The organism is Alysiella crassa DSM 2578 (assembly GCF_000745955.1).
GTDB classification, from domain to species: Bacteria; Pseudomonadota; Gammaproteobacteria; order Burkholderiales; family Neisseriaceae; genus Simonsiella; species Simonsiella crassa.
In genome coordinates this window covers 1-26,116 of sequence record NZ_JQKH01000011.1, presented here as the reverse complement: position 1 = coordinate 26,116, position 26,116 = coordinate 1, and the positions used below count along the sequence as shown (strand labels likewise).

At 46.1% G+C, this 26,116-nt stretch carries 38 protein-coding genes; 16 read left to right on the top strand and 22 right to left on the bottom strand.

The features are described from left to right. Positions 1–2: 2 nt before the first annotated feature. From Q338_RS03110 to Q338_RS03030, 19 genes are all read right to left on the bottom strand, one after another. The gene (locus Q338_RS03110; protein ID WP_034291825.1) at positions 3–287 is read right to left on the bottom strand and encodes a hypothetical protein; all 285 of its coding nucleotides are present in this window, start codon (positions 285–287) and stop codon (positions 3–5) included. A gap of 3 nt (positions 288–290) precedes the next feature. After that, positions 291–623 (bottom strand): DUF2190 family protein, encoded by a 333-nt coding sequence (locus Q338_RS03105; RefSeq protein WP_034291823.1) that lies wholly within the window; start codon positions 621–623, stop codon positions 291–293. 54 nt (positions 624–677) lie between these two features. Continuing rightward, positions 678–1,610, bottom strand: a complete 933-nt coding sequence (locus tag Q338_RS03100; RefSeq protein WP_034291821.1) for a major capsid protein — start codon at positions 1,608–1,610, stop codon at positions 678–680. A 22-nt stretch (positions 1,611–1,632) separates the two neighbouring features. Then, entirely contained in the window at positions 1,633–2,766 is a 1,134-nt protein-coding gene (locus Q338_RS03095; protein ID WP_034291883.1) for a hypothetical protein, read from the bottom strand. 222 nt (positions 2,767–2,988) lie between these two features. Next, entirely contained in the window at positions 2,989–3,336 is a 348-nt protein-coding gene (locus Q338_RS03090; RefSeq protein WP_172540024.1) for a Mor transcription activator family protein, read from the bottom strand. A gap of 110 nt (positions 3,337–3,446) precedes the next feature. Further along, a complete protein-coding gene (locus tag Q338_RS03085; RefSeq protein WP_034291819.1) occupies positions 3,447–3,878 on the bottom strand; it encodes a regulatory protein GemA in 432 nt (143 codons plus the stop codon). Between the two features lie 81 nt (positions 3,879–3,959). Then, positions 3,960–4,232 (bottom strand): HU family DNA-binding protein, encoded by a 273-nt coding sequence (locus Q338_RS03080; RefSeq protein ID WP_034291817.1) that lies wholly within the window; start codon positions 4,230–4,232, stop codon positions 3,960–3,962. A 76-nt stretch (positions 4,233–4,308) separates the two neighbouring features. Further along, positions 4,309–4,665, bottom strand: coding sequence for a DUF1653 domain-containing protein (locus Q338_RS03075; protein WP_169815838.1), 357 nt, complete (start codon positions 4,663–4,665; stop codon positions 4,309–4,311). Between the two features lie 2 nt (positions 4,666–4,667). Continuing rightward, positions 4,668–5,276, bottom strand: coding sequence for a DUF3164 family protein (locus Q338_RS03070; RefSeq protein WP_034291815.1), 609 nt, complete (start codon positions 5,274–5,276; stop codon positions 4,668–4,670). Then, a complete protein-coding gene (locus tag Q338_RS03065) occupies positions 5,273–5,794 on the bottom strand; it encodes a hypothetical protein (protein WP_174905285.1) in 522 nt (173 codons plus the stop codon). Before Q338_RS03065 ends, Q338_RS03070 begins: the two co-directional genes overlap by 4 nt. Then, entirely contained in the window at positions 5,791–6,261 is a 471-nt protein-coding gene (locus tag Q338_RS03060) for a hypothetical protein (protein WP_034291814.1), read from the bottom strand. Before Q338_RS03060 ends, Q338_RS03065 begins: the two co-directional genes overlap by 4 nt. Further along, on the bottom strand, positions 6,258–6,428 hold the full coding sequence (locus Q338_RS14340; RefSeq protein WP_156961028.1) for a hypothetical protein: 171 nt from the start codon (positions 6,426–6,428) through the stop codon (positions 6,258–6,260). Before Q338_RS14340 ends, Q338_RS03060 begins: the two co-directional genes overlap by 4 nt. Continuing rightward, on the bottom strand, positions 6,425–6,595 hold the full coding sequence (locus tag Q338_RS03055) for a hypothetical protein (protein WP_156961027.1): 171 nt from the start codon (positions 6,593–6,595) through the stop codon (positions 6,425–6,427). The genes Q338_RS14340 and Q338_RS03055 overlap by 4 nt, the downstream gene beginning before the upstream one ends. A 55-nt stretch (positions 6,596–6,650) precedes the next feature. After that, positions 6,651–6,812, bottom strand: coding sequence for a hypothetical protein (locus Q338_RS14335; RefSeq protein ID WP_156961026.1), 162 nt, complete (start codon positions 6,810–6,812; stop codon positions 6,651–6,653). A gap of 3 nt (positions 6,813–6,815) precedes the next feature. After that, positions 6,816–7,934, bottom strand: coding sequence for an ExeA family protein (locus Q338_RS03050; RefSeq protein WP_084693502.1), 1,119 nt, complete (start codon positions 7,932–7,934; stop codon positions 6,816–6,818). Between the two features lie 5 nt (positions 7,935–7,939). After that, positions 7,940–9,727 carry a DDE-type integrase/transposase/recombinase gene (locus tag Q338_RS03045; protein WP_172540023.1) on the bottom strand — a complete coding sequence of 596 codons (1,788 nt, stop codon included), beginning with the start codon at positions 9,725–9,727 and terminating at the stop codon, positions 7,940–7,942. Positions 9,728–9,732: 5 nt separating this feature from the next. Further along, positions 9,733–10,590 (bottom strand): DUF3102 domain-containing protein, encoded by an 858-nt coding sequence (locus Q338_RS03040; protein WP_051968450.1) that lies wholly within the window; start codon positions 10,588–10,590, stop codon positions 9,733–9,735. Positions 10,591–10,635: 45 nt separating this feature from the next. Further along, entirely contained in the window at positions 10,636–10,926 is a 291-nt protein-coding gene (locus tag Q338_RS03035; RefSeq protein ID WP_034291811.1) for a helix-turn-helix domain-containing protein, read from the bottom strand. After that, a complete protein-coding gene (locus Q338_RS03030) occupies positions 10,913–11,104 on the bottom strand; it encodes a DNA-binding protein (protein WP_034291873.1) in 192 nt (63 codons plus the stop codon). The genes Q338_RS03035 and Q338_RS03030 overlap by 14 nt, the downstream gene beginning before the upstream one ends. 122 nt (positions 11,105–11,226) lie before the next feature. Here Q338_RS03030 and Q338_RS03025 point away from each other — a divergent pair, with 122 nt between their 5' ends. The 14 genes from Q338_RS03025 (at position 11,227) to Q338_RS02960 (ending at position 19,637) form a co-directional block, all read left to right on the top strand. Beyond that, positions 11,227–11,913 carry a S24 family peptidase gene (locus Q338_RS03025; protein ID WP_051968448.1) on the top strand — a complete coding sequence of 229 codons (687 nt, stop codon included), beginning with the start codon at positions 11,227–11,229 and terminating at the stop codon, positions 11,911–11,913. A 31-nt stretch (positions 11,914–11,944) separates the two neighbouring features. Next, a complete protein-coding gene (locus Q338_RS03020) occupies positions 11,945–12,202 on the top strand; it encodes an excalibur calcium-binding domain-containing protein (protein ID WP_034291810.1) in 258 nt (85 codons plus the stop codon). A 153-nt stretch (positions 12,203–12,355) separates the two neighbouring features. Further along, the gene (locus Q338_RS03015) at positions 12,356–13,021 is read left to right on the top strand and encodes a glycoside hydrolase family 19 protein (protein WP_084693497.1); all 666 of its coding nucleotides are present in this window, start codon (positions 12,356–12,358) and stop codon (positions 13,019–13,021) included. A gap of 12 nt (positions 13,022–13,033) precedes the next feature. Continuing rightward, positions 13,034–13,225, top strand: coding sequence for a hypothetical protein (locus Q338_RS03010; RefSeq protein WP_034291809.1), 192 nt, complete (start codon positions 13,034–13,036; stop codon positions 13,223–13,225). Between the two features lie 65 nt (positions 13,226–13,290). Continuing rightward, positions 13,291–13,569 (top strand): hypothetical protein, encoded by a 279-nt coding sequence (locus tag Q338_RS03005; protein ID WP_084693500.1) that lies wholly within the window; start codon positions 13,291–13,293, stop codon positions 13,567–13,569. After that, the gene (locus Q338_RS03000) at positions 13,553–13,948 is read left to right on the top strand and encodes a hypothetical protein (RefSeq protein ID WP_147293700.1); all 396 of its coding nucleotides are present in this window, start codon (positions 13,553–13,555) and stop codon (positions 13,946–13,948) included. Before Q338_RS03005 ends, Q338_RS03000 begins: the two co-directional genes overlap by 17 nt. Then, positions 13,902–14,135, top strand: a complete 234-nt coding sequence (locus Q338_RS02995) for a hypothetical protein (RefSeq protein WP_051968446.1) — start codon at positions 13,902–13,904, stop codon at positions 14,133–14,135. Before Q338_RS03000 ends, Q338_RS02995 begins: the two co-directional genes overlap by 47 nt. Next, entirely contained in the window at positions 14,128–14,448 is a 321-nt protein-coding gene (locus tag Q338_RS02990; RefSeq protein WP_034291807.1) for a hypothetical protein, read from the top strand. The genes Q338_RS02995 and Q338_RS02990 overlap by 8 nt, the downstream gene beginning before the upstream one ends. Next, the gene (locus Q338_RS02985; protein ID WP_034291806.1) at positions 14,445–14,762 is read left to right on the top strand and encodes a hypothetical protein; all 318 of its coding nucleotides are present in this window, start codon (positions 14,445–14,447) and stop codon (positions 14,760–14,762) included. Before Q338_RS02990 ends, Q338_RS02985 begins: the two co-directional genes overlap by 4 nt. Position 14,763: 1 nt before the next feature. Next, complete coding sequence (locus Q338_RS02980; protein WP_034291805.1) at positions 14,764–15,318, top strand: DUF3486 family protein; 555 nt, start codon at positions 14,764–14,766, stop codon at positions 15,316–15,318. Continuing rightward, positions 15,315–16,829 carry a terminase large subunit domain-containing protein gene (locus Q338_RS02975; RefSeq protein WP_034291804.1) on the top strand — a complete coding sequence of 505 codons (1,515 nt, stop codon included), beginning with the start codon at positions 15,315–15,317 and terminating at the stop codon, positions 16,827–16,829. Before Q338_RS02980 ends, Q338_RS02975 begins: the two co-directional genes overlap by 4 nt. Before the next feature lie 3 nt (positions 16,830–16,832). Continuing rightward, a complete protein-coding gene (locus tag Q338_RS02970; protein ID WP_342345610.1) occupies positions 16,833–18,293 on the top strand; it encodes a DUF935 domain-containing protein in 1,461 nt (486 codons plus the stop codon). After that, the gene (locus tag Q338_RS02965) at positions 18,286–19,197 is read left to right on the top strand and encodes a phage head morphogenesis protein (protein WP_034291802.1); all 912 of its coding nucleotides are present in this window, start codon (positions 18,286–18,288) and stop codon (positions 19,195–19,197) included. The genes Q338_RS02970 and Q338_RS02965 overlap by 8 nt, the downstream gene beginning before the upstream one ends. Beyond that, positions 19,194–19,637, top strand: coding sequence for a phage virion morphogenesis protein (locus Q338_RS02960; protein ID WP_034291801.1), 444 nt, complete (start codon positions 19,194–19,196; stop codon positions 19,635–19,637). The genes Q338_RS02965 and Q338_RS02960 overlap by 4 nt, the downstream gene beginning before the upstream one ends. A gap of 234 nt (positions 19,638–19,871) precedes the next feature. On the opposite strand, the gene mglC is transcribed toward Q338_RS02960, so the two are convergent. The 3 genes from mglC to mglB form a co-directional block, all read right to left on the bottom strand. After that, entirely contained in the window at positions 19,872–20,882 is a 1,011-nt protein-coding gene (gene mglC / locus Q338_RS02955) for a galactose/methyl galactoside ABC transporter permease MglC (protein WP_034291800.1), read from the bottom strand. Positions 20,883–21,040: 158 nt separating this feature from the next. Continuing rightward, the gene (gene mglA / locus Q338_RS02950) at positions 21,041–22,555 is read right to left on the bottom strand and encodes a galactose/methyl galactoside ABC transporter ATP-binding protein MglA (RefSeq protein ID WP_034291799.1); all 1,515 of its coding nucleotides are present in this window, start codon (positions 22,553–22,555) and stop codon (positions 21,041–21,043) included. A 218-nt stretch (positions 22,556–22,773) separates the two neighbouring features. Next, on the bottom strand, positions 22,774–23,826 hold the full coding sequence (gene mglB / locus Q338_RS02945) for a galactose/glucose ABC transporter substrate-binding protein MglB (protein WP_034291798.1): 1,053 nt from the start codon (positions 23,824–23,826) through the stop codon (positions 22,774–22,776). A gap of 311 nt (positions 23,827–24,137) precedes the next feature. Between mglB and galT the strand changes: the two genes are divergently transcribed. Then, positions 24,138–25,175, top strand: coding sequence for a galactose-1-phosphate uridylyltransferase (gene galT / locus Q338_RS02940; protein WP_034291797.1), 1,038 nt, complete (start codon positions 24,138–24,140; stop codon positions 25,173–25,175). A 2-nt stretch (positions 25,176–25,177) separates the two neighbouring features. Beyond that, positions 25,178–25,996, top strand: a complete 819-nt coding sequence (locus Q338_RS02935) for a hypothetical protein (protein WP_034291796.1) — start codon at positions 25,178–25,180, stop codon at positions 25,994–25,996. The last annotated feature ends 120 nt before the right edge of the window (positions 25,997–26,116 follow it).

Genomic DNA, 26,116 nt, shown 5'->3' with positions numbered 1-26,116 from the left:
GTTTACTCCGCGTCTTTCGTTTTACCGCGTTTGGGTTTGTCGGTGGTTTCAGACGGCACAGGTGCGGTTTCAGACTGATGTTCATCTGATTGTTCAGGCTGCCCATCAATCAAATGCGCCATTTCTTCTTTGGACACGCCACCGTGAAATTCCGCAAACGTAACGTGTGCCGCTACTTCCGCATATTGCGTGTCCGACAATTCAATGATTTCGCCCCGCTCCACGCGCACATCTTCGCCATTTTCATCTTGCAAAATCAAAGGTGTATTTACCAAATAATGTTTCATGATTTAACCTTTCAACAAAACCGCAACCAGTTCGCCAGCTTCGGCACAAGCCGAAACCGCGTAACCGACCGCATTGTTTTCGCCAGCGACCGCACAACCTTGTGCGTCCGATGCCACTTTTGCGCCGACTTCAATCGCGCCACCGCTTTCCACCAGTACAATGCCCACACATTCCACGCCCACGCTGTCGCCTTCGTCTGCCTCGCGTGGTGTTACGCCAAACACAGGCGTGTTGGCTTTGGCTTGCTTGCCGTCAAAACCAATAAAGCGGTTTTCAATAATTGGCGCGGTAGCGGTTAAGGTCGTTACCAATACCACTTTTTTAGTTGGTGTCATTTTTATCCCTTTCTTTCAGGCTGCCTTTGATTTCAGGCAGCCTGAAATGTGAAATTAAACTGCTTTATCAAACAAGAACCCACACGCACCGCCCACAGCAGCCACTTTGCGAATGTCCGTATAACGCGAAAATTCTACTTTGTTGCCTTGCTCTGAATAACGGTCTACCACAGGCATATCCTTACGGCGGAATGTGTAGCCGAATGCAGGTTCGCCTTCGTCATTGCCCGATGCAATCACTTTGGGGCGCACAATCAAGGCGGCAAAATTACCCCACACATCTTTGGTTTGCTTATTCGGCGCTGGCGTAGAAACCGCATTGCCGATGATGACTTCATCAACATCAAAGATGACTTTCATCAATTCAGGCGTAATCAATTTGCGCTCATTGCTGCCCAACACATTTTGCAAAGCTGGGTGGTATGCCAATTGGTGCGCCACAGTCGCACCCAACACCAACACATTCGGGCGTACACCACAAGCCGCACGAACCACTTCTTTTGCATCTGCAATGTCTTTCACAGGGTCTGCTGTTTTGTCGCTCCACTTGGTCGCGGCTGACAAATCTTTGTAATGACCGCTTTCGTAAGCCGATTGACTTTGCAACAAAGTGGCGGTTTCAATCTCTTGGCGCAGTTGTACGCCTGATGTGGCGCGGCGTGTGGCTTTGGCTTGCTCGTCAAACAGGCTTTCGGCTTCTTCACGATAATCCACACCAGCCGCCAAATCGTGTTCTTCCAACACCACAGGCAAATAGCTGGGTACGTCCATCGTAATCACATTGCTGGCAGCACCAACAGCGCGTTCCGTTTGATATTCCACAAACGAGCCTTTGCCGAATTTAGGTGCTTGGATACCTTCTACATCGGTAAACACCACAGGCATAATCTTTTCGCCGATAAATTCCGCCTGTTTGTAACCCAAAGCCAAATTGGTTAAGACGGGGTCAATTTGACCGCGCAATTTGCGTAAGCGAGATGCACTCATGTTTTTTCCTTTAATCAAAAAATTATTGAACCGTGCGGCGAGCCGCCTCTTCGTAGCTGATGTTTTCTTTTGCAGCCAAAGCCAATGCGCGTTCGTGATGACTTAACGCATTCGGCTCGGCAAATTCAGCAAAAGACTTGTTCAGGCTGCCTGAAACCGTTTTTGCGCCAGCGCGATTTGCCGTAGCCGTTTCGCCTGTTGGCAAAATCGTTGCACCATTTTTCAGAAAATCTTTCAGCGCGGCAGACAGCGATTTTTTGTTGTCGCCCTCGCCAAAATCGGCGGTAACGTGTTCGGGGTGTTCGGCAAAATCCAATACTTGCACAATCAAATCTTTGTCGGCTGGTTTCAGGCTACCTGAACGCACCAAATTTTCGGCAAAATCCGCATTGGCTTTGTGGTCGGCATCGCACAAAGCCTGTTCTTGTTCGGCTTGCAATTTGGCAAGTTCGGCTTTGGCATTTGCCGCTTCCTGCTCGGCTTTTTCACGCGCCGCTTTTTCGGCGGCTAATTCTTGTTCGGTTGCCATGTTTTCATTTTCCTTATTGGGTGGGGTTGATAAATCAGGTTCGGCAAATTGGGGTAACGGTTCAGACGGCATCTCCGCCACGCGCTTTAAATCATCAATTTGCCAATCGGGGATAATTTTGTCGGCGGTTTCAATGCCGTCTTTGCCGATAATCCACTCGCGCAAACCGCGCAACACACGCGCCAACAGCCATTCACTCTCGCTAAACGACACAATACCGTCTTCATCATCGGCAAAGTTGATGGCAGCCAAGCCTTTCACGGCTGGTGGGTGCGCGCCCAAAAAGCCAACGTGGCGCAAATACCATTTGCCTTGAACGGGATTGTTTGGGTGTTGCGGCGGATAAAAACTGGCGGATACTTTTTTGTAATGCCCTTTGCGGACAAGTTCCGCCAATTCATCATCAACCTGCGAAAAATCGGCGGTCAAAACTTCGCCGTTCACATTCAGTTTCGCCACCCAACCAAATGCAGGGGCATCGTGTTTGGGGTGTCCAATCACAAGTGGGGCTTCGTGGAATTGGGTGTTGTAGGATTGGGCGGTATCGTGCAAATCTTGCGCTGTAATGGTAATCAGGTTGCCGTTCGCATCTTTGCGTGTACCAGCCCGAAAGATTTCGTATTGCATTTCAATACTTTCAAAAATCATTTGATAAGCGGATTATGGTTTCAGGCAGCCTGAAAAACTTTTAACACGCATTAAAAAAACGCCCATTTTAAAAAAGGCGTTTATTTTGCGTTTTAAGCGCGTTTTCGGCTTGACCCAAGCAAACCCCTATCCCACATTTTCAACGCGCAAAAAAAGCGGTCAGAAACAAACCTGACCGCCTTTTTATTTTTGATGGGGATTTTATTCATCATCAAACAGCCCTCGTTGGCGTTGCGCCATTTCATATTGACCGACTGTTTTCACGATTTTGTAAATTTGCTGCACAGCCAAATCGTATTTTTTCGCCAAGTCAAAATGATTTTTGCCATTAAATTCGGCGTAAATTTGCTGGTCGCGCTCGTCCAGTTTGCCGCCCTGATTTTTCGGAATGTAAATCAACTGACCGCCCCAGTTGCTTGTGATGTGGCGCGACAGTTTTTTGCTGATGATTTGTGCTTGCTGATTGTCCAAATTCAATTCGGAAAGCAAAAAAGCCGCCGTTTGCGCTTCCAAATCGGCAACCAGTTCGGGTATGCGGTTGTCTGCCATAAGCTGTCCTTTTTTCACAATGTAAAACGCTGTTACAAAAATAAATAATATAATCAATATTATAAATGAAATCAGGCTGCCTGAATAGCTTTCAGACAGCCTGTATTTTTTCATTCAAAACGCGCTTTCCATCTTTTCAAACGTTCAATCAAATCACGCATTGTTATCACATCGTTTTGCCAATTTTCACCGCCGTATTTCACGCAATACGCATTCAACGCGCTTTCGGCTGGCGAGCGGACAACGCCCATTTCGTGCAATTCAAGCCAAAGCGAGCGGATTTTGCGTTGCTGGGCAGATTGGTCTTGTTGCGAAACCTGCCCATTTGTCGTGGTTACGGCGACTTGAAACCCTTGCGCTTTCATGTGGCGCAACACGGTTTCCAGTTGTGCCATATTCAATAATTTGCTGCTGGTTTTGCCTTGCGACACATTCGCAATCAAAGTACGATATTCGCTTTCAGGCATTTTGATTTCATTCTTGCCGATGTGAATTAAGCGGATTAAACGCGCTTTGCGTTGGGCGTTGGTTTCTTTTGCCATAATGCTTTTTCCTGTATTTGGGGCGTTTCAGACTGCCTGAAAACAGCAAACCCAAAACGCCCATTGGTTAGTGATTAAAAATTAAGCAACTGCATCTTTCAAGGCTTTACCAGCTTTGAATTTCACGGTTTTGCTGGCAGCAATGGCAATCGGCTCACCAGTCTTGGGATTGCGCCCAATGCGTTCAGCGCGTTGGGCAACGGTAAAGCTACCAAAGCCCGTGATGTTCACTTCGCCACCGCGCTCCAATTCATCAGCAACCGCATAGCAAAATGAGTTCAGCATATTTTCTGCTTGCTTTTTGCTCGTTGCAGCGCGTTCGGCAATCGCTTCAATCAATTCAGATTTATTCATGGTTTAAAACTCCGTTAAAAAATGTTTAAAAGTCGGCGGATTTGAAAACCGCTCCGCCGTTACGGTTTATTGCAAATTACTTATCCCAATCGTCATCGTCTTCATCAGAAAATTCAGGTGGTGGCACAAACACAACTGGGTTTTCCGTAAATTTTTCTTGAAATTCTGACATAGGGCGCACCCAAACTTGGTTGTTTTCATCAATGTAAACCGCCATTTCTTCGCCATCGCTTTCACGTTTTGCCATGTGCAATAAGGTGTATTGTGTTTGCTTGGCTCTGTGGGTGTGGCTTGGGTGGTTGGTGTTGGTAATGCTGTTAATCAAACGCCATTGTTGGGCGGATACCGCAACCAAAACTTTTGACTGAATGCTGGGACTGCGTAACAACATCTCCAAACTGGCTACACGGTCAGTTAAACGATTGTTTTCCATTTTCATTTCCCCAAATCTGCCGTCATCAAAACATATTCGCCTGTTTCATCGCGCCGTTTGTGCAAACGAATGTATTCGCGTGTCGCTTGGGTGTGAACGCTGTCGGTTAAGGCGGTCATAGCACGTTGCCATTTCTCGTCTTGAATTTCCAGCTTGCGTAAACCCAGAACTTTAACTACGCTGATTTTGCCTTCTTTGTTCACATCAAACGCTTGGTTTACAATGATTTTCAACTCATCACGGCTGTTTTCTGTCCATTCGTTCAAACATTCATCAATCAATGCTTTGGCGGCTTGTAAACGTTCGTCAAACGTCATCACATCGTTCATTGCAAGGGTAATGCGCCATTTGCCGTCAAAGCTGTACAGCGTTACATTGCCTTTTTTGCTCGGTTTCACGCCGTATTTTTCGGCAGACAAATCCACAAAAGCACGAACATCGGCAATCGCATTGGCTTTGGCTTCTCGCACTTCTTGAAACAAAGGGTTCAGCGTGTTCACAATTTCCATAACCAACTCATCGCGCAACAAATCCACTTCTTTGATGTTGGCAATCGGGATTAAGTTACCGCGAGCGTCTTGGCGGTATTGGCTCAAATCAATTTCATTCATGATTTTTTCTTTCGTTTATCGGGTAAAGGTTGGTCGCGTTTTTGCCCTGTTTTCGGGTCGTAAACGAGATAACATTCATACAACAAATCATCTGCTGTTTTAGGTGGCGGTGGTTTCAGGCTGCGCTCTTCGCGGATTTTGGCTAAATCGGCAAACATTTTCTGCATACGCTTTTGGTGTTCCGCTTTTTCGGTTTCATTTAAGGGGGCGCGTTTGCTTTCCAATAAACCCGAAATCACGGGTACAGGGCGTTTAGGGATTTGTTCAATCAGTTGCGCTGGCGACACCCACCGCACCGCAGTTTGAATTAAGCGCGAAAAAGCAGTTGGTAAACGTGCTCCGTCTTGCTCTTGCGTCCATGCCCATGTGATTGGGGTTAAGGCTTCTTCCCAAACCGTTGCCAACGCCGTAATCGTGTCGGCTGGCGGTGCGCCTTGCAGCCGCAAAACCAACAGTTTTTGCAAACCGTCTATCATTTGGTTGTAAGCCCAATCGGGCATTTTGCGTGGGGTATTCATCGGCGTAATCCTTGTAAAGTCATCGCAGCGTTAAGTGTTTGGCTGGTTTCAGGCTGCCTGAAATCATCTTGCGGCAAAACTTGTAAACCTTGCCCCTGCCACGAACTCATCACTTCATACAAATAACCGTGTGATTTAAGCGGCAATTTCAGGCTGCCTGAATTGCGTTTTGCCAACATTTCCCGAAAGCCATAAATCCATGCTTCGGCTGGGGCTGGATATTCAATGCGGTCGCGGTTAATTGCACCGCGCTGAATATCGGGCAAAATTTCATTCAGCAATTTCGCCATGCGGTCAAACGTCAAAGCCGTTTTGCTGGGGCGAAACAGCGCAACATATTGCACAGCCAACCGCCCCAATTCACCACTCACCTGCGCCACAGTCCACACCGCGACACGCGCTTCATCGTGGGCGAGCAGGGCATCAAGCGAATTTTCTGCACCGCAACAAGGGCAACGGGTTTTCATAATTTTGTACCTTTCTTGGCTTGATTTGCCTGAACCAATGCCAACCAATGACGGCGCAGCCACAGTATTTCTTTGACAGCAAACCGTGTTGCCTCATCTTGGGCTTCATTCAGTTGTTTTTGCCAAAGCTGGATTTCTTTTAAAAGCCATTGTTCGGTTGTTATCATTGGGTATCGTCTCCCAAATCACGCAACCATTTTTGATAATTGTCGCGTTCACGTTGCAGGTATTCGCGCTCATCATCAACACGTTCATCATCGGTAGGCATTTGTTCAATGTGCCGTTCCAATTCACGGATTTTTTGATTGAGCCATTGGCGTGTGTATGTTTTCATTTTGTTTAAATACCATAAAATCAAATAGTTATTTAAATAAATGGGCAAAAATTTTTTAACCACCCAACCCATGACGTTTCGCCCACGTTTCCAACAAAGGCTGCAACACGCAAACTTTCAACACAAAACGCACAGCCAAACCCAACACGCACACCTTAATCAACAGTTCCACAGTTTCCCAAAACGTCATGGCGGATAAGTAATACAGCAATTCCATGATTTAAATCCCTTTCACAATGTCCGCGTCCACACGCTCAAAACCCAAACCAGCCGCTTCATTCATTGCCGCGCTTACCAAATTATTCACAGCAAGCGGATACAGCAAACTGTTCTGCTGCAACTGATTTTTGCCATTGCGGTGGGTAAACGTCAGGCGTTCAGCAATCGCGTCAATCGCGCTCTCGTCCAACACATCTTCCAGTTTCACGCCCACGCGCTCAAATTTGTGTTTCAGATAGCCTTGCAATTTGCCGTCCGTGAGCGGCAACAAAGTTACCACTTCGCAACGCTGCACCACTTCACGCACCGATGGATTATTCTCGGATAATTTTTGCGCCAACTCGGTCTGCCCAATCAAAGCAATGCCAATCAAACGCTCAAAACCCTGTTTCAATTCAAAAAAGCGTTTCAAATGTTTCAAAGTCGGAATCGGCAAACTGTGCGCTTCTTCAATCAACAAAATGTGTTTGTTGCCAGCCTTCGCGCTTTCAATCAGGGCTTGGTGGACTTGGCGGAAACGACTTTCAGGGCTGCGCTTGGGCGACACATCAGGCACAACCGCCGCCAAAATCGCCTCTGCAATGTGGACGGCTTTCAGCGTTTTGCCCTTTTGGTCGTTGTCTTCCATCGCCAACACATACGGCTCAATCACGACAATCGGGCGATTTTCACGATGAATGCGGTCGTGTAAATCTTCGCGCAAGGTGGATTTACCTGCGCCACTTTCGCCCACCACCGCCACAAATCCGCCTTGCGTGGCTGTCTGAAACAGGGCTTCGCGCACATAACGCACATCGGGCGTGAGATACACATCTTGCGCTTGGCGGATTTCATCGTGAAATGGGTCGCGTGTTAAACCAAAATGCTGGCGCGTGGCTTGGGATAAGGCAGATTTGCGAAGTAACATATCGTTGTCCTTTTTGACTTTGGGCGTGAGTTTATCGGCAACATCAACGCCATGTTGTTTAAAATAGTTTAAAACTTGGTCGCGCAAAGCGGTTTCATTGCGCTTGGGAAACGTGCCGTGATTGACGATATTGATTAAAGTCGGTTTGCTGCAACCAATCTCATCAGCCACTTTCGCAAACGATTTCCCCAATTTTTGAAATTCGGTTTTCAACATAATCAGCCGTCCGTTCCTGTTCGTGAAATAAGGTTCAGTTTCGGGCGTGTAATGCGTTCAAACACGGTTTCCAGCTCGCTTTCAGGCGCACCGTTGGGGTAATCGTCTTTCAATCTTTGCAAAGCCAAATCCCAATCTAAACCCATTTCATCAATGCGCTGTTTCATGATTTTGCGTAACTCAACCGCATTCAACACGGCAGCCTTAATGTCCATTTTGTTGAAATCCATTTGCGAGCCACGCTTGGGGATATAAGCCGTTTTGCTTTCCAACAAAACTTTTTCTTGGTGGGCAAAGGGGTCAATCCGTCCGCCAAATGGTAAGGCTTTTGCTTTGCGGTTTTGCGCGGCTTGTTCCAAAGTGTCGGCTTGCATGGCGAGTTTTTCCAACTCTTTGGCATGGGTTTGCGCTGGTGTATCAGCGTGTTGTTTAAACTGCTCGCCAATAATCGCTGCGTCCACGCGAAAACCAAACTCATTGCGTACCACTTCGGGGGCAACCAGCCAATATTCTTTGCCGTGTTCATCAAAACATTGCACTTGCGCCGAATACTGTTGCCATGGGTTTTTGGCAATCGTGATTTTTTCGCCCACCATCACAAACGGCACTTTGCTGACATCAAATTCACGCCCTTCAAAATCCACCGTCAAATCGGGTTTTACTTTGCGCGTTTCGGGTTTGCTCAACACCAATTCACGGCAATATTCAGCAGGGGGCGGTAAAATAAGCTGTTCAGGTTGGATTTTTTGCCACGCCTGATAGCGCGTTTTACCGTGTCGGCTGTGGATTTTTTGACCGTTAAAATAGCGCATCCAACGGTTTGCCAAACCCTGCAACTGTTCAATGTTTTCAATGTGTATCAGTTTCAGGCTGCTTTCAAAATTCAACTCAACAAGATTGTTGCCGTTTTCCACTTGCCCCTTACTGCGCGGATTACCCACTTTGTTAATCAGCACATTCACGCCCAACTGCTTACACAAATTCTGAAAACCGTACCCTGTATTTGCCGAGCCAGCGTCCAACATCACATCGGTGGGAACACCACGATAAGGGTCTTTCAAAATGTCCGACTTGGGCTGCATGGCTTGGATAAAGGCTTCGCACAGGTTTTCGCTGTTCTCGCCACCAAACACATACCACACAAACAGGCAGCCTGAACAATGGTCGCTAATCACATACCGCCAAACCCTATCTTGTTCAATTTTGACGATGTTTTTTGGCTTGTTTTTGTAAAACTCGTCCGCATTCATCATGCATAAACCCGTGTCTTTGCCATGTTTGGGCAGGTAAAACAGCACACACAAACTCGCGTCAATTTCCCACACATGATTGGGGTAAAGCGATTGCATGGCATTAACAGGGGCTGGCTGCAAAAGCTGGTCGGGGTGCAATTTATACAATTTCAACGCCCGAATAATCGTGCTGGTGGACAGCGTATGCACTTCGCCTGTTTCCTTGTCCACGCGCGTGGGGTCAATTTCCTTGTTGGCAATCAACAATTCTACGGCTCGCTCTACCGTCATCAGGCGTTTGCCGTTTTTCCGCATTGTTTCCAAAATCAGCGCAGAAATCATTTGCGCGTCCAACAAAGTCAAAGCCGTTTTGCCAGCATCCGAGCGGCGTTTGCGTTCGGGTTTCATCATCACACGCTCCAATTCTTTATAGAGTTTTGCCACACTCATATTCAGTTTTTCCGCTTCTTTTTGCATAAAAGCCGATTTTGTACCGTGTGGCAGTTTGCCCAGTTGCGCGGCAATGGCATTTAACCGCTCATTCAATACCGCATTCATGGTGTTTACTCGCTTTCAGGCTGCAACCATTCGGGCGTTTCGTCTTCGGGAATGTCGTTTGGCAAGTTGTACACATCGCGCAAATGGTTCAAATCCATCACAATTTGGTTAATCACGCCCACCATTTTGGCTCGGTGCGACAAACCGTGTGCCGTTTCATGCGCTGCCATTTGCCCAAACAATTCGCCCAGTTGCACCACTTGACTGCGGATTGCCACTTCTTTACTGCCCACCATCATGTGCAATTCATTAGCAACATCAGCAGGTTCAGGCTCTTTAACTGTGCTTTTTTTCTTGGACTTTTCCAACTTTTCCGCCAACTCATCAATTTTGGCGTTTTTGTCGCCCAAAACCTTGTCTTTGGCGGCAAGCTGTTCGCGGTTTTCGCGCAGGGCGACACGCAGTTCACGCACCGTCATGCGGTCTACATCGTCCAACGTCATGCCGTTTACTTCTTCGCCTTCTGCCAAGCCTGTTAGCGTAACGTCTTCTTCCACAAGTAATTCAAGCAGTTTGGATTTGCCCAAATCCATTAACTTTGGCAGGGCTTTTTGCATTTGTGGGGTGGCAAAGCGTTTGGTTGCTGACATCAGGCGAGATGTTTCCGCTTTACCCAAGCCAAACTGTTCTTTTACAATGCTTTCAAATCGCCCATGTTCGGTGTGTTCTTTTAAAATAATCAAGGCACGACCTAATTCAAACATTCCTTCAAGTGTTTTATGAACTGCTTGGCGACCACGCTCAACCCAAGTCGCTTCATTGTAGGTTTCGCCATTACCCCACTGTTCCATAACCATAATACTGTGCATAGCAGCGTGTTTGCTTACACCGTCCGCATCAATAACTTCAACTTGATTACTCATTTTGTTATCTCCAAAAGTTCCGATGTCGGAACTTTTTAAAATTGTTTATTCAACTTCAATCCGTCTGCCGATTTCCTGAATTTTGCTTTGCAACCGCTCTTGCTGCTTGCGAAACCGCTCTGCAATCTGCAAGGTTTTTACGCTGTAAGCAAAATTGCCGTTTTCCAGTTTCACAACCAAGCCTTCGGCAATCAAATCGTCTAAATCACGGCTCACTTGTGTCGGTGTCAAACCCAAGCCATCGGCAATTTCTTTGTTGCTCAAACCGATAATTGGGTGGGCTTCCAACGCTTTGAAAACCTTTAACACACGACTGCCTTTTTTACTGGCTGCCATCGGGTTGCTCCTTCAGACCCAATTCAACAGCAATTTGATGTGCTTTACCGCGATTGGCTTTCACACTACCGTTCAAAATGCGTGAAACATAAGTCGGGTCGTAATGCCTTTTTTCGCACCATGACTTAATGGTCTCTCCACGATTTTTGAAGCCTTGTTTCACTTGCTCTGCTTGCATATTTTGTCTCCAAGTTTTTTCGTGATAGAATTGAATGTTTAAATCTTTAAACATTCTTGTTTAAATATTGAACCTATTTTAATCCAATTTTTTGAACCTGTAAACACCGTTGGTGCAATTTTATGAACATTGAAGTGCAAAATTTTTTAATCAATACGCAAGGCGAAAGAATTAGACTTGAAAGACAAAGGCTTAACTTAACACAGGCACAAGTTGCAGAAAGTGTTGGAGTGGGTAAAACCACCGTAATTAATTGGGAAAAAGAAGACGGAACGTCCCCAAATAGCATTCAAATGGCTAAATTATTGCAAATGGGGTTCAATATTTTGTACATCCTAACAGGCGAAGTTCAAGAAAATATCAACAATGAAAAGGTTGAACAAAATTCTGATTTTGTCTTAATTCCATACTATCAAATGGAAATTTCCGCAGGATTAGGCGTGAATAGTGCATTGGGTGGCACACCTAAAAAATATTTGGCATTTAGAAAAGATTGGCTGAAAACAAAAGGACTTAATTCAGATGATTTGATTGCCGCTTCGCCAACTGGCGACAGCATGGGCGAAACCATACCAAATGGTTGCACCATGTTGATTGACACCAGTAAAACCACCCCTAGAGACGGTTCAATCTATGTGTTGCGTAATGGAGATACATTTTGGGTGAAACGTGTGCAAATTCAGCTAGATGGCGTTTTGTTGTTAATTTCAGACAACCCAGCTTATGAAAAAATGCCATTGGATTTTAAAACCAATTCCAACGCACAAGTCATCGGACAAGTGATTTATGTTTCAAAAGACATCCATTGATTTTCACCTACTCTAATTTCAGGATTTTAAAATGAAAAAATTATTTTCAATTATGGGTTTAGCCACATTGCTCACATTTTCCACATCGGCAATGGCAGTTTCCTGCAAATCATTCAGCAGCCAAGCCCAAGCGCAACAATATTTCAACGCAAAAAAATCAGGCTACAAAAAATTAGACCGCGACCGCGATGGCATTGCTTGCGAAACAGGGCACGGTGGTTCAAAATCATTCGCCAAATCAGGAAAATTCAAAAAAAGCAAAGCCGTGAAACGTGCAAAACGCAAATAAATTCCCTTTTATACCAATCAATCCCTGTGGATTTTCCGCAGGGATTTTTTAATGCACTTTAAAAGCAGTTTGCAGTCTATTTCTCTAAACTGGGTGTTTTCTGAAATACATATTGTTGATTTTTTTGACTAACCAACATCAAGGAAACATACCATGTCTGAAACTCAAAATGAAACCCAACTCGCACAACAAAGTATTGCTAGCACACTTGCCAATACCGCCTTTTTTAACCATATCCGCGATAAATTATTTTCAGGCAGCCTGAAACAGGAACAGGTGGACGGGATTAATGCGTTGATTTTAGCTGGGGTAGAACATGGTTTAAGCGTACAAAAACACGCCTATGTTTTAGCAACAGCGTATCACGAAACCGCTCGCACCATGCAGCCTGTACGCGAATATGGTCGTGGTGCTGGGCGCAAATATGGTACATGGCAGACAAATAGTGTAGGGGTGCAATATTGCCCGAAAAATGGCAGTACGGCTGCTGATGTTTACATTCAAACAGAATGTCCACATCTGTTTTATGGTCGCGGTTATGTGCAATTGACATGGTTTGACAATTACTTGTACGCAGGTAAACAGTTGGGCGTGGATTTGATTACTGACCCTGATTTAGCTTTACAAACCGACATCTCTGCCAAAATCATCGTCTTGGGTATGGAAAACGGCTGGTTCACAGGTAAACGCTTATCTGACTATATCAACGACCATCGTGATGATTATGTAAATGCTCGCCGTATCGTGAACGGTGTAGATAAAGCCGACCAAATTGCCCGTTATGCACGGATTTTTGAAACCGCTTTAAACGCGGTTTAAGGGGAACTGTAAATGAAACGCCATTCTGTTCAATTATTGGCATTGGCTTTATCAGCAGCCGTTGCCAGCAAACCAGTCAGCATTCCAACGCCTAAATTCACACAATCCGTGCCATTGGCTCACGCCGTTATTCGCAAACATCGGCATAGCGGTGTAGCAGCCAATCGGCGCATGGCAAAAAAGCGCAAAAAGGCAAAAACATGACCGATTTACCCACACCCAAGGGCATATTGCCCAAAGTAAGTCAAACGCAAAACACCCAAGAAACTGTGCCACAACAAACACCCAAAAAAGGGTTTATCCATTGGCTGTCAGGTTTGGTGTCCAATCCAGCCACAGGGCAAATTTCACACACAAAACTTTGGGCAAACATCGCTGGCGCAACCATGACATACAAATTCGCCACTACGCCCAATGCCCCCGAATGGCTTTGGTGGGCATACGGTGCAATGGTCGGCGGTTATGCGCTGATTAAACGCGGTATGGCGGTGATTCCACAAATGGCACAAATCGCGCAGCAGAAAGGGAAAGATGATGTGGCTGATTAAATACCGTTTTCAGGCTGCCATAGCCTTATTGCTTATCGCCGCCGCTTGGACATTGGGCTATGGTATGGCACGTTCGGTTTATCAAAACAAAATCAGCAGCCTGAAAGCCGCGCACATCGCCCAGTTATTGCAACACGAGCAGCAAGCCAAACAACAGTTTCAGGCTGCCTTATCCGAACAGCAAAAATGGCAGCAATTCGCGCAACAGCAAAGCATTCAAATCGCGCAAATGCAACAGAAATTGGATGCACAAGCGGCGCAACAGCAAAAGGAAATCCCAAATGTTATTCAAAAAGACAATTCAGGCGGCATTACTTTCAATGGTTTGGGCAATGACGGCTTGCGCCACTACCGAAAATCACTCGGTTACACCGATTAGGCAGCCTGAAAAACCTGTTGCAGCAGAATTATTGCTGCAACACAACCGACCCGCACCGCCCGAAAACGGCTCGCCCGAACAACTTTTAAATCACGCCGTGCGTTACGGTGCGTATTGTCAAAAGCTCGCCAATCAGGTTGCGGGTTGGCAGGCGTGGTATCAACAAGGAAATCCGAAGCATGAATGACACGTTTATCAAGATTGAATTTTGGCAACTCGTTGGTTTTTTGTTGTCGTTTTTGGGCGTGTGTTGGGGCTTTGGCAAAATGCTATTAGCGCAATTTCAGGCGCAACAAGACGAACGGCAAAAACAACAAGAACGGTTGCAACAGAAAGTAGAAGGTTTTGAATCGCAATTATCCGAACTTCATGCCACCTTGCCCTTGAATTATGTTTTGCGTGATGACTACATTCGCAACCAAGTTGTGCTGGAAGCCAAAATGGACAGCATTCAAAAAACGCTGACCGATTTATACAAAATGGAAAGTCAAAAGAAATGATTAGCGAAGAATTGATTGCCAAACAACGCCGCGAAGGTATGCGTTGGAACATCATCAACACCCTGCACAAAGCGCGTCCACACACCACCTGCGAAACCTTTTTGCTGGAAATCATGAATGCGATTTATCCGCAAACCACAGCATTGGAATTGCGCCAACAGCTTGATTATCTTGCCGACCGCAAATTGGTGGATTTGAACAAAACACCGCATGGCTTGTGGTTTGCCGATTTAACCAGTTTGGGCGTGGACATTGCCGAATACACGGTGGAATGCCGTGCAGGTATCGCTCGCCCTGAAAAAGTGTGGGGGTAATATGGCACCTCGTAGCAGTATGGAAACACTGCCTGAAAACGTGCGCCGTGAATTTGAACGCCGTTTGATTGCCAATGGTTTTGCCAATTATACGGAATTAGCGGATTGGCTCAATTCACAAGGCTACCAAATCAGCCGCTCGGCGGCACACCGCTACGGGCAGAAAATGGAACGGCGTTTTGCCAAAATCAAAACCAGCACAGAAGCAGCGAAATTGATTGCAGATGGCGCAAACGATGAACACGACCACCGCAGCGCAGCCATTGTTGCCATGTTGCAATCTGAATTGTTTGAAGTCTTGGTGGACATCAGCGAATTAGATGAAGATGACAAAACCAAACTCAACCCATTGGCGAAATTTGATTTAATCAGCGAAGGGGCGAAACGCATTGGCAGTTTTGTGAATGCGTCCACACGCCTGAAAGAATACCAAAACAAAGTCAAATCACGCGCCCAAGCTGCTGCCGATGAAGTCGCCAAAACCGTGAAAAAAGGCGGGTTGTCCGATGAAACAGCAGATGAAATTCGCCGTCAAATTTTGGGAATTGCCACATGAGTTCAGATGATTTTAGGCAGCCTGAAACAGGCATGAGCCGAACCCCTATGGTTTTGCTGGCGTATCAACAACGCTGGTTGGCGGACAAATCCCAAGTGAAAGTGTGTGAAAAATCACGTCGCATTGGTCTGACTTGGTCGGAAGCGGCGGACAGCGCACTTTTAGCCGCCCAAACCAATGGCATGAATGTTTGGTACATTGGCTACAACAAAGACATGGCATTGGAGTTCATCAACGATTGTGGCAACTGGGCAAAATTTTATGGATTGGCGGCTGGCGAAATTCAGGAAACCGAAGAAGTGTTTGTGGAAGGCGATGAAAAACAGGCGATTTTGGCTTATGTCATTCGTTTTGCAAGCGGTTTTCGGATAACTGCATTATCTTCTCGCCCCAATAACTTACGCGGTAAACAAGGTCGCGTGATTTTGGACGAAGCCGCGTTCCACGATGATTTAGCCGAATTGCTCAAAGCAGCAATGGCTTTACTGATGTGGGGCGGACAAGTCCACATCATCTCAACACACAATGGTGTGGATAATCCATTTAACGAATTGATTAACGACAGTCGCGCTGGCAAAAAACCGTATTCCGTACATCGCATTAGCTTTGACGATGCACTTGCTGATGGTCTGTATGAACGGATTTGTTTGCGTTTGAATATCCCGTTTGCTCCCGAAAATGAACCCACTTGGGTGGGGCAAATCCGAGCCAGCTACGGTGAAGACGCAAGCGAAGAGCTGGACTGCATACCGAAAAATGGCGGAGGCAAATGGCTGAACCGCGCTTTGATTGAAAGCCGAATGTCGCCGTTTACGCCTGTTTTGCGTTACGACCAAACCGATGAATTTGCCCTGCTGCCCGAACACCAACGCGCTGCCGAAGTCGCTGAATGGCTTTCAGACAGCCTGAAACCGTATTTGGACGAATTGGACACATCGCGCCATAGCTTTGTGGGTGTGGACTTTGCCCGAAGTGGCGACCGCACCGCGATTGTGCCGCTTATCCGTGAAAGCAATTTAAATTTGAAAACGCCCTTTATCTTGGAATTGGGCAATATGCCGTTCAAACAGCAAGAACAGATTAACGCCTTTATTTTGGCGCATTTGCCGAATTTGCTGGGTGCGGCATTTGACGCTCGCGGCAACGGTCAAAGTTTAGCGGAAGCCATGCAAGACCAATTCGGACACGACCGCATTCAAGCGGTTATGCTGTCGGAAAACTGGTATCGCGCCCACACCGCGCCATTTAAAGCCGCGCTGGAAGACGGCACGCTGGACGGTTTGCCACGCGATGAAAACATTTTGGCGGATTTACGCGCTTTTGAATTGGTGCGCGGCGTGCCACGCATTCCCGACACGCGCAGCAAAGGCACAGACGGCAAAACCCGACACGGCGACACAGGCATTGCGCTGTTATTGGCGCATTACGCCAGTCGTGAATTGAATATTGGCACGGTCAAAGTGTCCAGCCGCAAAGTGAAAAGAAACAGTCGTCTTACAAAAGGTTACTAAATCATGAAACCCCACATCAAACTCAAAACCCCCAACGGCATAATCGCGCCCACGCCCGAACAAATGTCCAGCCAAATTGCCGTATCTGCGCGTTTTGGTATGCACGGCTTTAACGGCTGGTTGCCCAATCCCGACCCAATTTTACGCAAAATGGGTCGGCAAATTGACGTGTACCGCGAATTGTTGCGCGACCCGTTGGTGGGCGGACAGGTTCGCAGACGCAAAGCGGCGGTGGCACGGCTAGAATGGCGACTTGATGGTGATGATGTACCGCAAAATGTGCGCGATACCGTTCAGGCAGCCTTTGAAAGTTTGGATATTTTCAACTTAATCAAAGATATGCTGAACGCGACCTTGTTTGGCTATCAGCCGATAGAAATCGTGTGGCAACGCGATAAATTGTGGCTACCTGAAAAAATCATTGCCAAACCGCAAGAGTGGTTCGGCTTTAATGAAGACGGCGCAATGTATTTTATTGAACAAGGTTTGCACAATGAAAAGCTGCCTGAATACAAGTTTTTGTGTCCAAAACAAGAAGCAAGTTATGACAATCCCTACGGTTTGGGCGATTTGGGGCTTGTGTTTTGGGCGGTTACATTCAAACGCGCTGGCTTAAAATTTTGGGCAGAATTTACCCAAAAATACGGCAGCCCATGGTTAATTGGCAAAGAACCGCGTTCCAATACCCAATCCGACACCGACAAACTCTTGGACGCTTTGGAAGCCCTGCACGGCAACGCAGTCGGCACAATCCCGAATGACAGCAGTGTGGAAATCTACGAAGCAACAGGCAAAGCCGCCAGCGTGGAAGCCTACGACAAGTTAATCCGCTATTGCCGCTCGGAAATCAACATTGCGCTTTTGGGTCAAGACCAAACCACCGAAGCCAACACCAACCACGCCAGTGCAATGGTTGGGTTAGAAGTAACCGAAGACATCCGCGACAGCGACAGCCGAATAATTGAAACCACATTTAATCAGTTGATTGATTGGATTTGTGAATTGAATTTCGGCGATGTGGTGCGCCCAAAATTTGTGTTGCACGAAGCCGAAGAATACGGCTCAACCGAATTAGCCCAGCGCGACCAACTATTGCACCAAATGGGTGCACGTTTTTCCAATCACTATTACAAACGCGCTTACGGTTTGCGTGATGATGATTTATTGCCGCCTGAAAAGCAGCCTGAAAATGTGGATTTTGCCGAAAACGATGTTTACCAAACCTTTGAAAACAGCGTTTCAGGCAGCCTGAAAGATGATTTAACCCAACAAGGGCAAGATTTGACTACGCAATTTTTAGGCAGCCTGAAAGACGGAGTGACACCCGAAACCGTGTTAAATCAGTTGGCAAAATCTTATCCAAAATTAGATGACCAAGCCTTACAAGATGAATTAGCACGTTTGATTTTTTTAGCCGATTTGGTCGGGCGTTTGGAAGTGCAAGCGGAGCTAAAAGATGAATGATGTGGATATTCAAGCCATTTTCAACATGACACCCGAAGCCGCCATTGCCTACCTGAAACAAAAGCGTGTTGATGTGTCGTGGGATTGGCAAGATATGCTGGACGATGCCCATGTTTCCGCGTTCACGATTGCCAAATCAGCAGGTTTGGACGTGGCAAACGACATTTATCAAGCCGTTGTGAAAGCTGCTGAAACAGGGCAAACATTCAAAGATTTTGAAGGCGAATTGCGCCCAGTTTTGGAAAACAAAGGCTGGTGGGGCAAAAAAGATGTACCCAATCCCGACACAGGCGAAATTCAGGCAGCTACTTTGGGAACGCCATACCGTTTAAAAACCATTTATTTAACCAATTTGCAATCGGCTTATATGGCAGGGCGTTACGCCGAAATGGTTGCCGCCAAAGACACGCACCCATACTGGCAATATGTCGCCATCAACGACAAACGCACACGCGAAACCCATCGCAAATTGCATGGTCACGTGTATTCGGCTGATGACGCAGTTTGGGGCAGCCTGTATCCGCCATTGGATTACCGTTGCCGTTGTCGTGTCCGTCCGCTCTCGCGTGAACGTGGCGAAAAACAGGTTTTACCAAGCCCAAAACTGGAAACCATAACCGTAGATATTGGCGAAAACAAACACACAGGCGAACAGCGTTACGCGCAACGCACAGGCATTCGCGTGGACGGTCAGTTTATTGCGCCTAATGCTGGTTTCAATGCCAATCAAGGCGCAACATTCTTGCAGCGTACCGCCCGAACAGCCATAGAAAAAGCCCAAAGCGCACCGCCTGAATTGGCGAAAGTTGCGGTGGGTGCAATGATGAAAAACGAAAAATTCCGCAACGCCTTAACTTTGGCGGAACTGGCTTGGGTGGCAGAATTACTGGGATTAACGCCATGATAAAAATCAGCGTGGACAGCCGTGATTTGGAACGCGGTTTGTCGCAACTCTTGCAAAACGTACAAAACCGCCGCCCAATGATGACGAGCGTAGCAGCCGAATTGCAATCCATGACAGAAGACAATTTTGAAAGCGAAAGTTGGGGCGGTCAAAAATGGAAAGACAGTAAACGCGCCAAAAACGAAGGCGGTAAAACGCTGCAAAAGTCGGGACAACTTGCTGCGAGCCTGACAACCCAGTCGGGTAATGATTTTGCGCGAATTGGCTCAAACAAAGTTTACGCTGCAATTCATCATTTAGGTGGGCAAGCAGGGCGTGGGCATAAGGTCAGTTTACCAGCGCGACCATACTTGCCGATTGACGGTTCAGGTAATTTGCAAGCCGATGGCGAAAAGCGGATTTTGGATATTGTGAAAGACGCGCTGGCTCGCGGCATATAAATCAAAAAAAGCGGACTTTTTTATTGTCCGCTTTTGTTTCACATTGTGCAATGCTGTTTCAGTTTGCTTATCCCACTTTGTTTTGTTTTATCCCGTTTTGTCCCATTTATCTTGCTGGGTGTTGGGTATTTATATTAAATGGGTTCATAAATCAAAAAATCAAATTTCCCATTTTGACACCATAAATTTCAGGCTGCCTAAACATATAAGGCAGCCTGAAACCATATTCACTATTTATTTTTTCTTGGCATATTTCAAGGAGTCAATTGCCACCGCCATAATGATAATGCTGCCCTTGATAATGTATTGCCAATAGGGGTTTACGCCAATGTAGGTCAAACCGTAGTTAATCAGCGTGAAAATAATCACGCCCAACACCACGCCAATCACTTTACCCACACCGCCACTAAACGACACGCCACCAATCACACACGCCGCAATCGCGTCCAATTCATACATGAAACCCAAGTTGTTGGTCGCCGAACCAATGCGCCCCGCTTCCAAAAAGCCCCCAAACGCATAGAAAATGCCCGATAAGGTGTAAATACCCAGCAAATTCAACGTAACATTTACACCCGACACACGCGCCGCTTCAGGATTGCCGCCAATGGCGAAAATGTTTTTGCCAAAACGGGTTTTGTTCCAAATCACCCACACCAGCGCAATCGCAATCGCCGCGTAAATGGTCGTGTAATACAATTTAAAATCGCCAAAGGCAATAAAGTTTTGTGCAAATGCCGTGTAACCTGCGTCCAAACCCGCAATCGGCGCAGAACCCACCATATCGTAATACAATGAATTAATGCCATAAACCACCAACATCATGCCCAAAGTGGCGATAAACGGCGTAACATTCAATACGGTTACAATCACGCCATTAATCAAACCCAACAGCGCACCCACCACGCACACCAATAAAATCACCAATGGAATCGGCACAACGTCCATATCGGGGAACACCTTGTTCACATTAGACGTGGCTTGCAGCAAAGTCGCCGACACCACCGCCGCCAAACCCACTTGCCGCCCGACCGACAAGTCCGTTCCCTGCGTAACAATCAGCCCCGCCACCCCCAGCGCAATGATAATCCGCACCGAAGATTGCGTCAGAATATTACTGAAATTGGTCAAACTCAAAAAGCTGGGGTCTTTCACCACAATTACGACCAACAGTATCAATAACACAAAATACAAAGCGTAATTTTTAAAAATCTCCATCGCTTTGTTGGATTGAGTTGCACTCATTTTATTTTCCTTTAAAAAATGGATTTTTGTTTTCAGGCTGCCTTCGCCTAGTTGTGGGTAATATGTAGGGTGCGTATCACGCACCGAAATACCACATTATTTGAATGATTTGGTGCGTGGTACGCACCCTACATTTTTTAGGCAGCCTGAAACCCAATTTACAAATATTTCGCCGACAACTGCAAAATTTCTTCCTGTGAAGTTTTTGCCGTTTCCACAATGCCTGCGACTTTGCCTGCGCTCATCACCAAAATGCGGTCGCTCACGCCCAGCAATTCGGGCATTTCCGAAGAAATCATAATCACCGACTTGCCGCGTTTCGCCAAATCCGCAATCAGTTGATAAATCTCAAATTTTGCGCCAATATCAATGCCGCGCGTGGGTTCGTCCAACATCAAAATATCGGGGTGGGTCAAAAGCCAACGCCCCAAAATCACTTTTTGTTGATTGCCTCCCGACAGCGAGCCAATGCGCGTGGCTTGGTTCGGCGTTTTCACGCGCATGGAATCAATCACCCATTGCGTGTCTTTTTCCATTTCGCTGTTGTTCAATAAAAAGGCTTTTTCATACTTTTTAATATTGGAAATCAAAGAGTTGAAATTAATGTCCAAGCCAGCGAAAATGCCCGTGCTGCGGCGTTCTTCCGTTACCAGCGCGAAACCGTTTTTAATCGCTTCCACGGGCGTGGCGTTTTGCACCGTTTTGCCGTTCACGATGATTTCGCCGCCAGCGCGTTCACGAATACCGAACAGCGTTTCCACAATATCCGTGCGTTTCGCGCCCACCAAACCGCCAATGCCCAACACTTCGCCCTTGCGGAGTTCAAAGCTGACATCTTGGATAGACGGTTGATTTTTCGCGCTTAAATTTTTCACTTGCAAGATGACTTCGCCGATTTCGTTTTCTTTGGTTGGGTAACGCTGCGTCAGGCTGCGTCCCACCATTTTCGCCACCAAATCGTCCATATTCGTGTCCACCGAATTGACGGTGTCTATCCATTTGCCATCGCGCATAATCGTAATCGCATCACACAGTTGGAAAATTTCTTCCATTTTGTGCGAAATGTAAATGATGCCGCAGCCGCGCTCTTTCAATTTACGCACGATTGTGAACAAATGCGCCACTTCTTTTTCAGACAATGAAGAAGTCGGCTCGTCCATAATCACGATTTTGGCGTTATACGAAAATGCTTTTGCGATTTCAATCATTTGCATTTCCGACACGGTCAAATTGGCGACTTTTTCATTCGGGTCAAGTTTGATGTCCAATTCATCAAAAATCGCTTTGGTGTCGTCATACATTTTTTTGTGGTTCACGAAAATCCCTTTGGTGGGATAGCGACCGAGCCACAAATTGTCCATCACGCTCAACTGTTTCACCAAGTTAAGCTCTTGATGTACCATAGAAATGCCGTTTTCCAATGCTTCTTTGGCATTGGTAAAATTGGCTTCTTTGCCCAAAAATTGTATGCTGCCTGAATCTTTGGCGTAAATCCCAAACAGGCATTTGAGCAGCGTGGATTTGCCTGCGCCATTTTCGCCCATCAGCGCGTGAACCGAGTGGGCGCGGACTTGTAAATTCACACCGTCCAATGCTTTCACACCGGGGAAGGCTTTGTGAATGTCCGTCATGGTCAGCAAAATTTCGCCTGTGGAGGGTTGAGGTGTACTCATTTTGCTTCCTTTGTTATTGAATTTATGGAGAAACTTTTTTCAGGCTGCCTGAAAATGTGCAACCCAATAATGTAGGGTGCGTACCACGCACCAAAAAATGCCAATTAATACAATCAATCGGTGCGTGATACGCACCCTACACATCAGGCAGCCTGAAAGCCTGACAATAATAAGCGACTGACTTTCACAAAAGCCAGCCGCTCATTTTATAAATTCAATTATTTCAAGAATTTATCCAAATTGGTTTTGTCCACACCCACATAAGGAATACGGATTTGGTTGCCTTCCAATTTGATGGCGGCGTTGGCTTTCGGGTCTTTACCGTTTGCCAAATCCACAGCCAAAGCATAAACCGCTTTAGCTTGATTTTCGCCATCATTCAAGACCGTGCCTTTCATCACATCGGCTTTAATCATTTGCAAGGCTTCAGGCAGCGCGTCCACACCAAATGTGGGCAACACTTTACCACCCGCTTTCATCGCTTCCACCGCACCCATTGCCATGCCGTCATTGTTGGCGATGACCACTTCAATTTGTTTACCATTTGGACCAGACAACCACGCTTGCATTTTGTCTTTGCCTTGAGCAGCGTCCCACATGCCTGTGTCTTCTTGCAATTTATTGGTTTTGATGCCGTTGGCGTTCAATTTTTCAATCACGAATTTGGTACGCGCTTCCGCATCAGGGTGTCCTGGTTCGCCTTTGAGCAACACATAATCAATCACACCATCTTTATTCAAGTCCCAAGCTGGGTTTTCTTTCCATGTTTTGGTAATCAATTCGCCTTGAATTTCGCCTGATTCTTGTGGGTTTGCGCCAACATAGTAGGCTTTTTCATAGGTTTTCAAAACCGCTTCCCCTGGGTCTTTATTGAAAAACACCACAGGCACATTTGCCCCTTTGGCTTTTTCAATGATGGTGGGGGCGGCGGCTGGGTCAACCAAATTGATTGCCAACGCTTTTACACCTTTTGCCAACAAAACATCCACTTGATTGTTTTGTTCAGATTGGTTGTTTTGTGAATCGTTCATCAACAATTCGGCTGTTTTGTGGGTAGAAGCTTCGTTTTCCAAAGCTTTACGCATTAATGACATGAAATTATCATCGTATTTATAAATGGTTACACCAACTTTCACCGCATCACCAGCAGGTGCCGCAGCCGCAGGTGCGCTGCCGCCAGATTGAGCAGGTGCTGCCGCTTTTTCGCCACCACACGCGCTCAAACCCAAAACCATTGCCAAAGCCAAACTCATGGTACTTAATTTTTTCATGGAAAACTCCTCAAAAATAAAATAATGTGTTGATGATTGCCCACCCAAAACGGGTTGAAAAACCATGCGATTTGAAGTTTGAATTAAAAAAAAGATTTTGTAAATGATTTTTTACATAATTCAAATGAAAGTGATTTACCCCATTTAATTTTATTATGTTTGCAGGCTGCCTGAATATGTAGTCAAAAGTAACAATATGTTTAAAAAACATATTTTTAGCCACACAATATGCAGGCAGCCTGAAAGTTGCTTGCTTTGAATGTTAAATTTGTTTAAATTGACGTTTTTTCCACACAGAAAGAGAAAATGCCATGTTCAACCCCACCGACCACCCCCACCGCCGCTACAACCCATTGACTGAACAATGGATTTTGGTCTCCCCCCACCGCGCCAAACGCCCATGGCAGGGGCAACAAGAAAACGCCGACACCGAACAAAAACCGTCCTACGACCCAACGTGCTATTTGTGTCCGAGCAACACGCGGATTAACGGCGAAAAAAATCCCGATTACACAGAACCTTATGTATTTACCAACGATTTTTCCGCGCTGCTGCCCGACACGCCCGAATACCAAAATCACGATAATCCCTTGTTTCAAAGCGAAAGCGTGCGCGGTGTCAGTCGCGTGATTTGTTTTTCGCCCGACCACGCCAAAACGCTGCCTGAATTGTCGGTAGATGAAATCGCTGCCGTGATTAAATTGTGGCAAAATCAATGTGTTGAGCTGGGCGAAAAATACCAATGGGTGCAAATTTTTGAAAACAAGGGCGCGGTGATGGGCTGTTCCAATCCGCACCCACACGGTCAGATTTGGGCTAGCGATTTCCTGCCCGATTTACCGCAACGCGCGGATTTGGCGCAGAAAAAATATTTCACGCAACACGGTCGCGCCATGTTGCTGGATTACGCGCAAGCCGAATTGACAAAGCGCGAACGCCTTGTTTGTGAAACAGAATTTTTTATGGCGGTGGTACCGTATTGGGCGGCTTGGCCGTTTGAAACTTTGCTGCTACCGAAAATTGCCGTGCAGCGCATGACCGATTTGACCGCCGAACAAGCGCAAGATTTGGCAGCCTGCCTGAAAAAATTAACCATTAAATACGACAACTTATTTCAAATCAGTTTTCCGTATTCCATGGGTTTTCACGGTGCGCCTTTTGACGGCAAAGACCACCCCGAATGGCAGCTCCACGCGCATTTTTATCCGCCGCTTTTGCGTTCGGCAACCGTGCGAAAATTCATGGTTGGCTACGAAATGTTGGCGGAAAGCCAGCGCGATTTAACGCCCGAACAGGCGGCGGAACGCTTGGCGGCTTTGCCTGATGTGCATTACAAACAGGCAGCCTGAAAATGATGAATCCTATAATTTCAAGCCCTTATCATCGCAGGCTGCCTGAAACGGCGTCTTGGCTATTTTTGCTGTTGTATGGCGTGTGGGCAATTTTTGTGTTGCTGATTTCGGTGTTGATTGCGTTGGGTTTTGTGTGGCTTTTGCAGGAACAAGAAGATTATCCAAATATAAGTGGTTTGATTTTGATGTTTTTTGTTTTTGCAGCCATGGCGAGTTATGGTGGATATGCTTTGTATCGCGCATGGCGTTTAGCCAAAAATGGGCAAAATTTACCCAAAATCAAGCAGGAAATAGCGATTATGCCCATACCGACACGCCAGTTGCCACAAAATTCATTTTCATGGCAAACGTTTTGGGCACGTCCGCAAGCGCAAATCTGGCAGGAAAAAATAGAACATATTTTAAATAATAAATCTTTGATTATTTTTACAATATTTCTATTTTTATTATTGATTATATATGATTTGATTAATATTTATCAAATATTCATTTTTTCTCTTGCGATGAGTGCCTTGTATCGGAATATGCGAAATCAGGCAATGCGTTTACACTACCATCATTTACAAGATATTTTAATTTTAGAACAAAGGGATAGTGAAAAAATTTGGCAAAGTAAGCAATTTGATTTACGCAACCAAGTGGGCGTGTGTACGGTGTGGCAGCCTGAAAAGCAAGTTTATTGCATACAATTGATTGACAAGCAATTTCATGCCCATCACCTAATTTCAAGTTTCAATCCTTTGGAAAATCTCACGCAAAAAATTGCCCAAGCCACAGGTTTACCCATTTTGCAAGAAACCCCTTTGAAACAACGATAAAATGGCAAAAAGGCAGTTTCAGGCTGCCTTTCAGTACACGACAAAAAAAGTACAATAAAAAAATAAGTCCGCATCAATTCAGTGGTATCGTATTAATTTTCTCACGACTAATCCAATATG

What these genes read in the sequence shown, in the direction of transcription:
- Q338_RS03090 (WP_172540024.1), bottom strand. Translation starts at nt 3,336, where the DNA reads ATGGCAGACAACCGCATACCCGAACTGGTTGCCGATTTGGAAGCGCAA.
- Q338_RS03065 (WP_174905285.1), bottom strand. Translation starts at nt 5,794, where the DNA reads ATGAATACCCCACGCAAAATGCCCGATTGGGCTTACAACCAAATGATA.
- mglC (WP_034291800.1), bottom strand. Translation starts at nt 20,882, where the DNA reads ATGAGTGCAACTCAATCCAACAAAGCGATGGAGATTTTTAAAAATTAC.
- Q338_RS03110 (WP_034291825.1), bottom strand. Translation starts at nt 287, where the DNA reads ATGAAACATTATTTGGTAAATACACCTTTGATTTTGCAAGATGAAAAT.
- Q338_RS03040 (WP_051968450.1), bottom strand. Translation starts at nt 10,590, where the DNA reads ATGAGTAATCAAGTTGAAGTTATTGATGCGGACGGTGTAAGCAAACAC.
- Q338_RS03095 (WP_034291883.1), bottom strand. Translation starts at nt 2,766, where the DNA reads ATGCAATACGAAATCTTTCGGGCTGGTACACGCAAAGATGCGAACGGC.
- mglB (WP_034291798.1), bottom strand. Translation starts at nt 23,826, where the DNA reads ATGAAAAAATTAAGTACCATGAGTTTGGCTTTGGCAATGGTTTTGGGT.
- Q338_RS03070 (WP_034291815.1), bottom strand. Translation starts at nt 5,276, where the DNA reads ATGAATGAAATTGATTTGAGCCAATACCGCCAAGACGCTCGCGGTAAC.
- Q338_RS03060 (WP_034291814.1), bottom strand. Translation starts at nt 6,261, where the DNA reads ATGAAAACCCGTTGCCCTTGTTGCGGTGCAGAAAATTCGCTTGATGCC.
- Q338_RS03080 (WP_034291817.1), bottom strand. Translation starts at nt 4,232, where the DNA reads ATGAATAAATCTGAATTGATTGAAGCGATTGCCGAACGCGCTGCAACG.
- Q338_RS02990 (WP_034291807.1), top strand. Translation starts at nt 14,128, where the DNA reads ATGAATGACACGTTTATCAAGATTGAATTTTGGCAACTCGTTGGTTTT.
- Q338_RS03035 (WP_034291811.1), bottom strand. Translation starts at nt 10,926, where the DNA reads ATGGCAGCCAGTAAAAAAGGCAGTCGTGTGTTAAAGGTTTTCAAAGCG.
- Q338_RS03020 (WP_034291810.1), top strand. Translation starts at nt 11,945, where the DNA reads ATGAAAAAATTATTTTCAATTATGGGTTTAGCCACATTGCTCACATTT.
- Q338_RS02970 (WP_342345610.1), top strand. Translation starts at nt 16,833, where the DNA reads ATGAAACCCCACATCAAACTCAAAACCCCCAACGGCATAATCGCGCCC.
- Q338_RS03100 (WP_034291821.1), bottom strand. Translation starts at nt 1,610, where the DNA reads ATGAGTGCATCTCGCTTACGCAAATTGCGCGGTCAAATTGACCCCGTC.
- Q338_RS03000 (WP_147293700.1), top strand. Translation starts at nt 13,553, where the DNA reads ATGATGTGGCTGATTAAATACCGTTTTCAGGCTGCCATAGCCTTATTG.
- Q338_RS02975 (WP_034291804.1), top strand. Translation starts at nt 15,315, where the DNA reads ATGAGTTCAGATGATTTTAGGCAGCCTGAAACAGGCATGAGCCGAACC.
- Q338_RS03105 (WP_034291823.1), bottom strand. Translation starts at nt 623, where the DNA reads ATGACACCAACTAAAAAAGTGGTATTGGTAACGACCTTAACCGCTACC.
- Q338_RS03045 (WP_172540023.1), bottom strand. Translation starts at nt 9,727, where the DNA reads ATGAATGCGGTATTGAATGAGCGGTTAAATGCCATTGCCGCGCAACTG.
- Q338_RS02995 (WP_051968446.1), top strand. Translation starts at nt 13,902, where the DNA reads ATGACGGCTTGCGCCACTACCGAAAATCACTCGGTTACACCGATTAGG.
- Q338_RS02965 (WP_034291802.1), top strand. Translation starts at nt 18,286, where the DNA reads ATGAATGATGTGGATATTCAAGCCATTTTCAACATGACACCCGAAGCC.
- Q338_RS02985 (WP_034291806.1), top strand. Translation starts at nt 14,445, where the DNA reads ATGATTAGCGAAGAATTGATTGCCAAACAACGCCGCGAAGGTATGCGT.
- Q338_RS03030 (WP_034291873.1), bottom strand. Translation starts at nt 11,104, where the DNA reads ATGCAAGCAGAGCAAGTGAAACAAGGCTTCAAAAATCGTGGAGAGACC.
- Q338_RS02960 (WP_034291801.1), top strand. Translation starts at nt 19,194, where the DNA reads ATGATAAAAATCAGCGTGGACAGCCGTGATTTGGAACGCGGTTTGTCG.
- Q338_RS03010 (WP_034291809.1), top strand. Translation starts at nt 13,034, where the DNA reads ATGAAACGCCATTCTGTTCAATTATTGGCATTGGCTTTATCAGCAGCC.
- Q338_RS02980 (WP_034291805.1), top strand. Translation starts at nt 14,764, where the DNA reads ATGGCACCTCGTAGCAGTATGGAAACACTGCCTGAAAACGTGCGCCGT.
- Q338_RS14335 (WP_156961026.1), bottom strand. Translation starts at nt 6,812, where the DNA reads ATGGAATTGCTGTATTACTTATCCGCCATGACGTTTTGGGAAACTGTG.
- Q338_RS03055 (WP_156961027.1), bottom strand. Translation starts at nt 6,595, where the DNA reads ATGAAAACATACACACGCCAATGGCTCAATCAAAAAATCCGTGAATTG.
- Q338_RS03015 (WP_084693497.1), top strand. Translation starts at nt 12,356, where the DNA reads ATGTCTGAAACTCAAAATGAAACCCAACTCGCACAACAAAGTATTGCT.
- galT (WP_034291797.1), top strand. Translation starts at nt 24,138, where the DNA reads ATGTTCAACCCCACCGACCACCCCCACCGCCGCTACAACCCATTGACT.
- Q338_RS03025 (WP_051968448.1), top strand. Translation starts at nt 11,227, where the DNA reads ATGAACATTGAAGTGCAAAATTTTTTAATCAATACGCAAGGCGAAAGA.
- Q338_RS03085 (WP_034291819.1), bottom strand. Translation starts at nt 3,878, where the DNA reads ATGGCAAAAGAAACCAACGCCCAACGCAAAGCGCGTTTAATCCGCTTA.
- Q338_RS02935 (WP_034291796.1), top strand. Translation starts at nt 25,178, where the DNA reads ATGATGAATCCTATAATTTCAAGCCCTTATCATCGCAGGCTGCCTGAA.
- Q338_RS14340 (WP_156961028.1), bottom strand. Translation starts at nt 6,428, where the DNA reads ATGATAACAACCGAACAATGGCTTTTAAAAGAAATCCAGCTTTGGCAA.
- mglA (WP_034291799.1), bottom strand. Translation starts at nt 22,555, where the DNA reads ATGAGTACACCTCAACCCTCCACAGGCGAAATTTTGCTGACCATGACG.
- Q338_RS03075 (WP_169815838.1), bottom strand. Translation starts at nt 4,665, where the DNA reads ATGGAAAACAATCGTTTAACTGACCGTGTAGCCAGTTTGGAGATGTTG.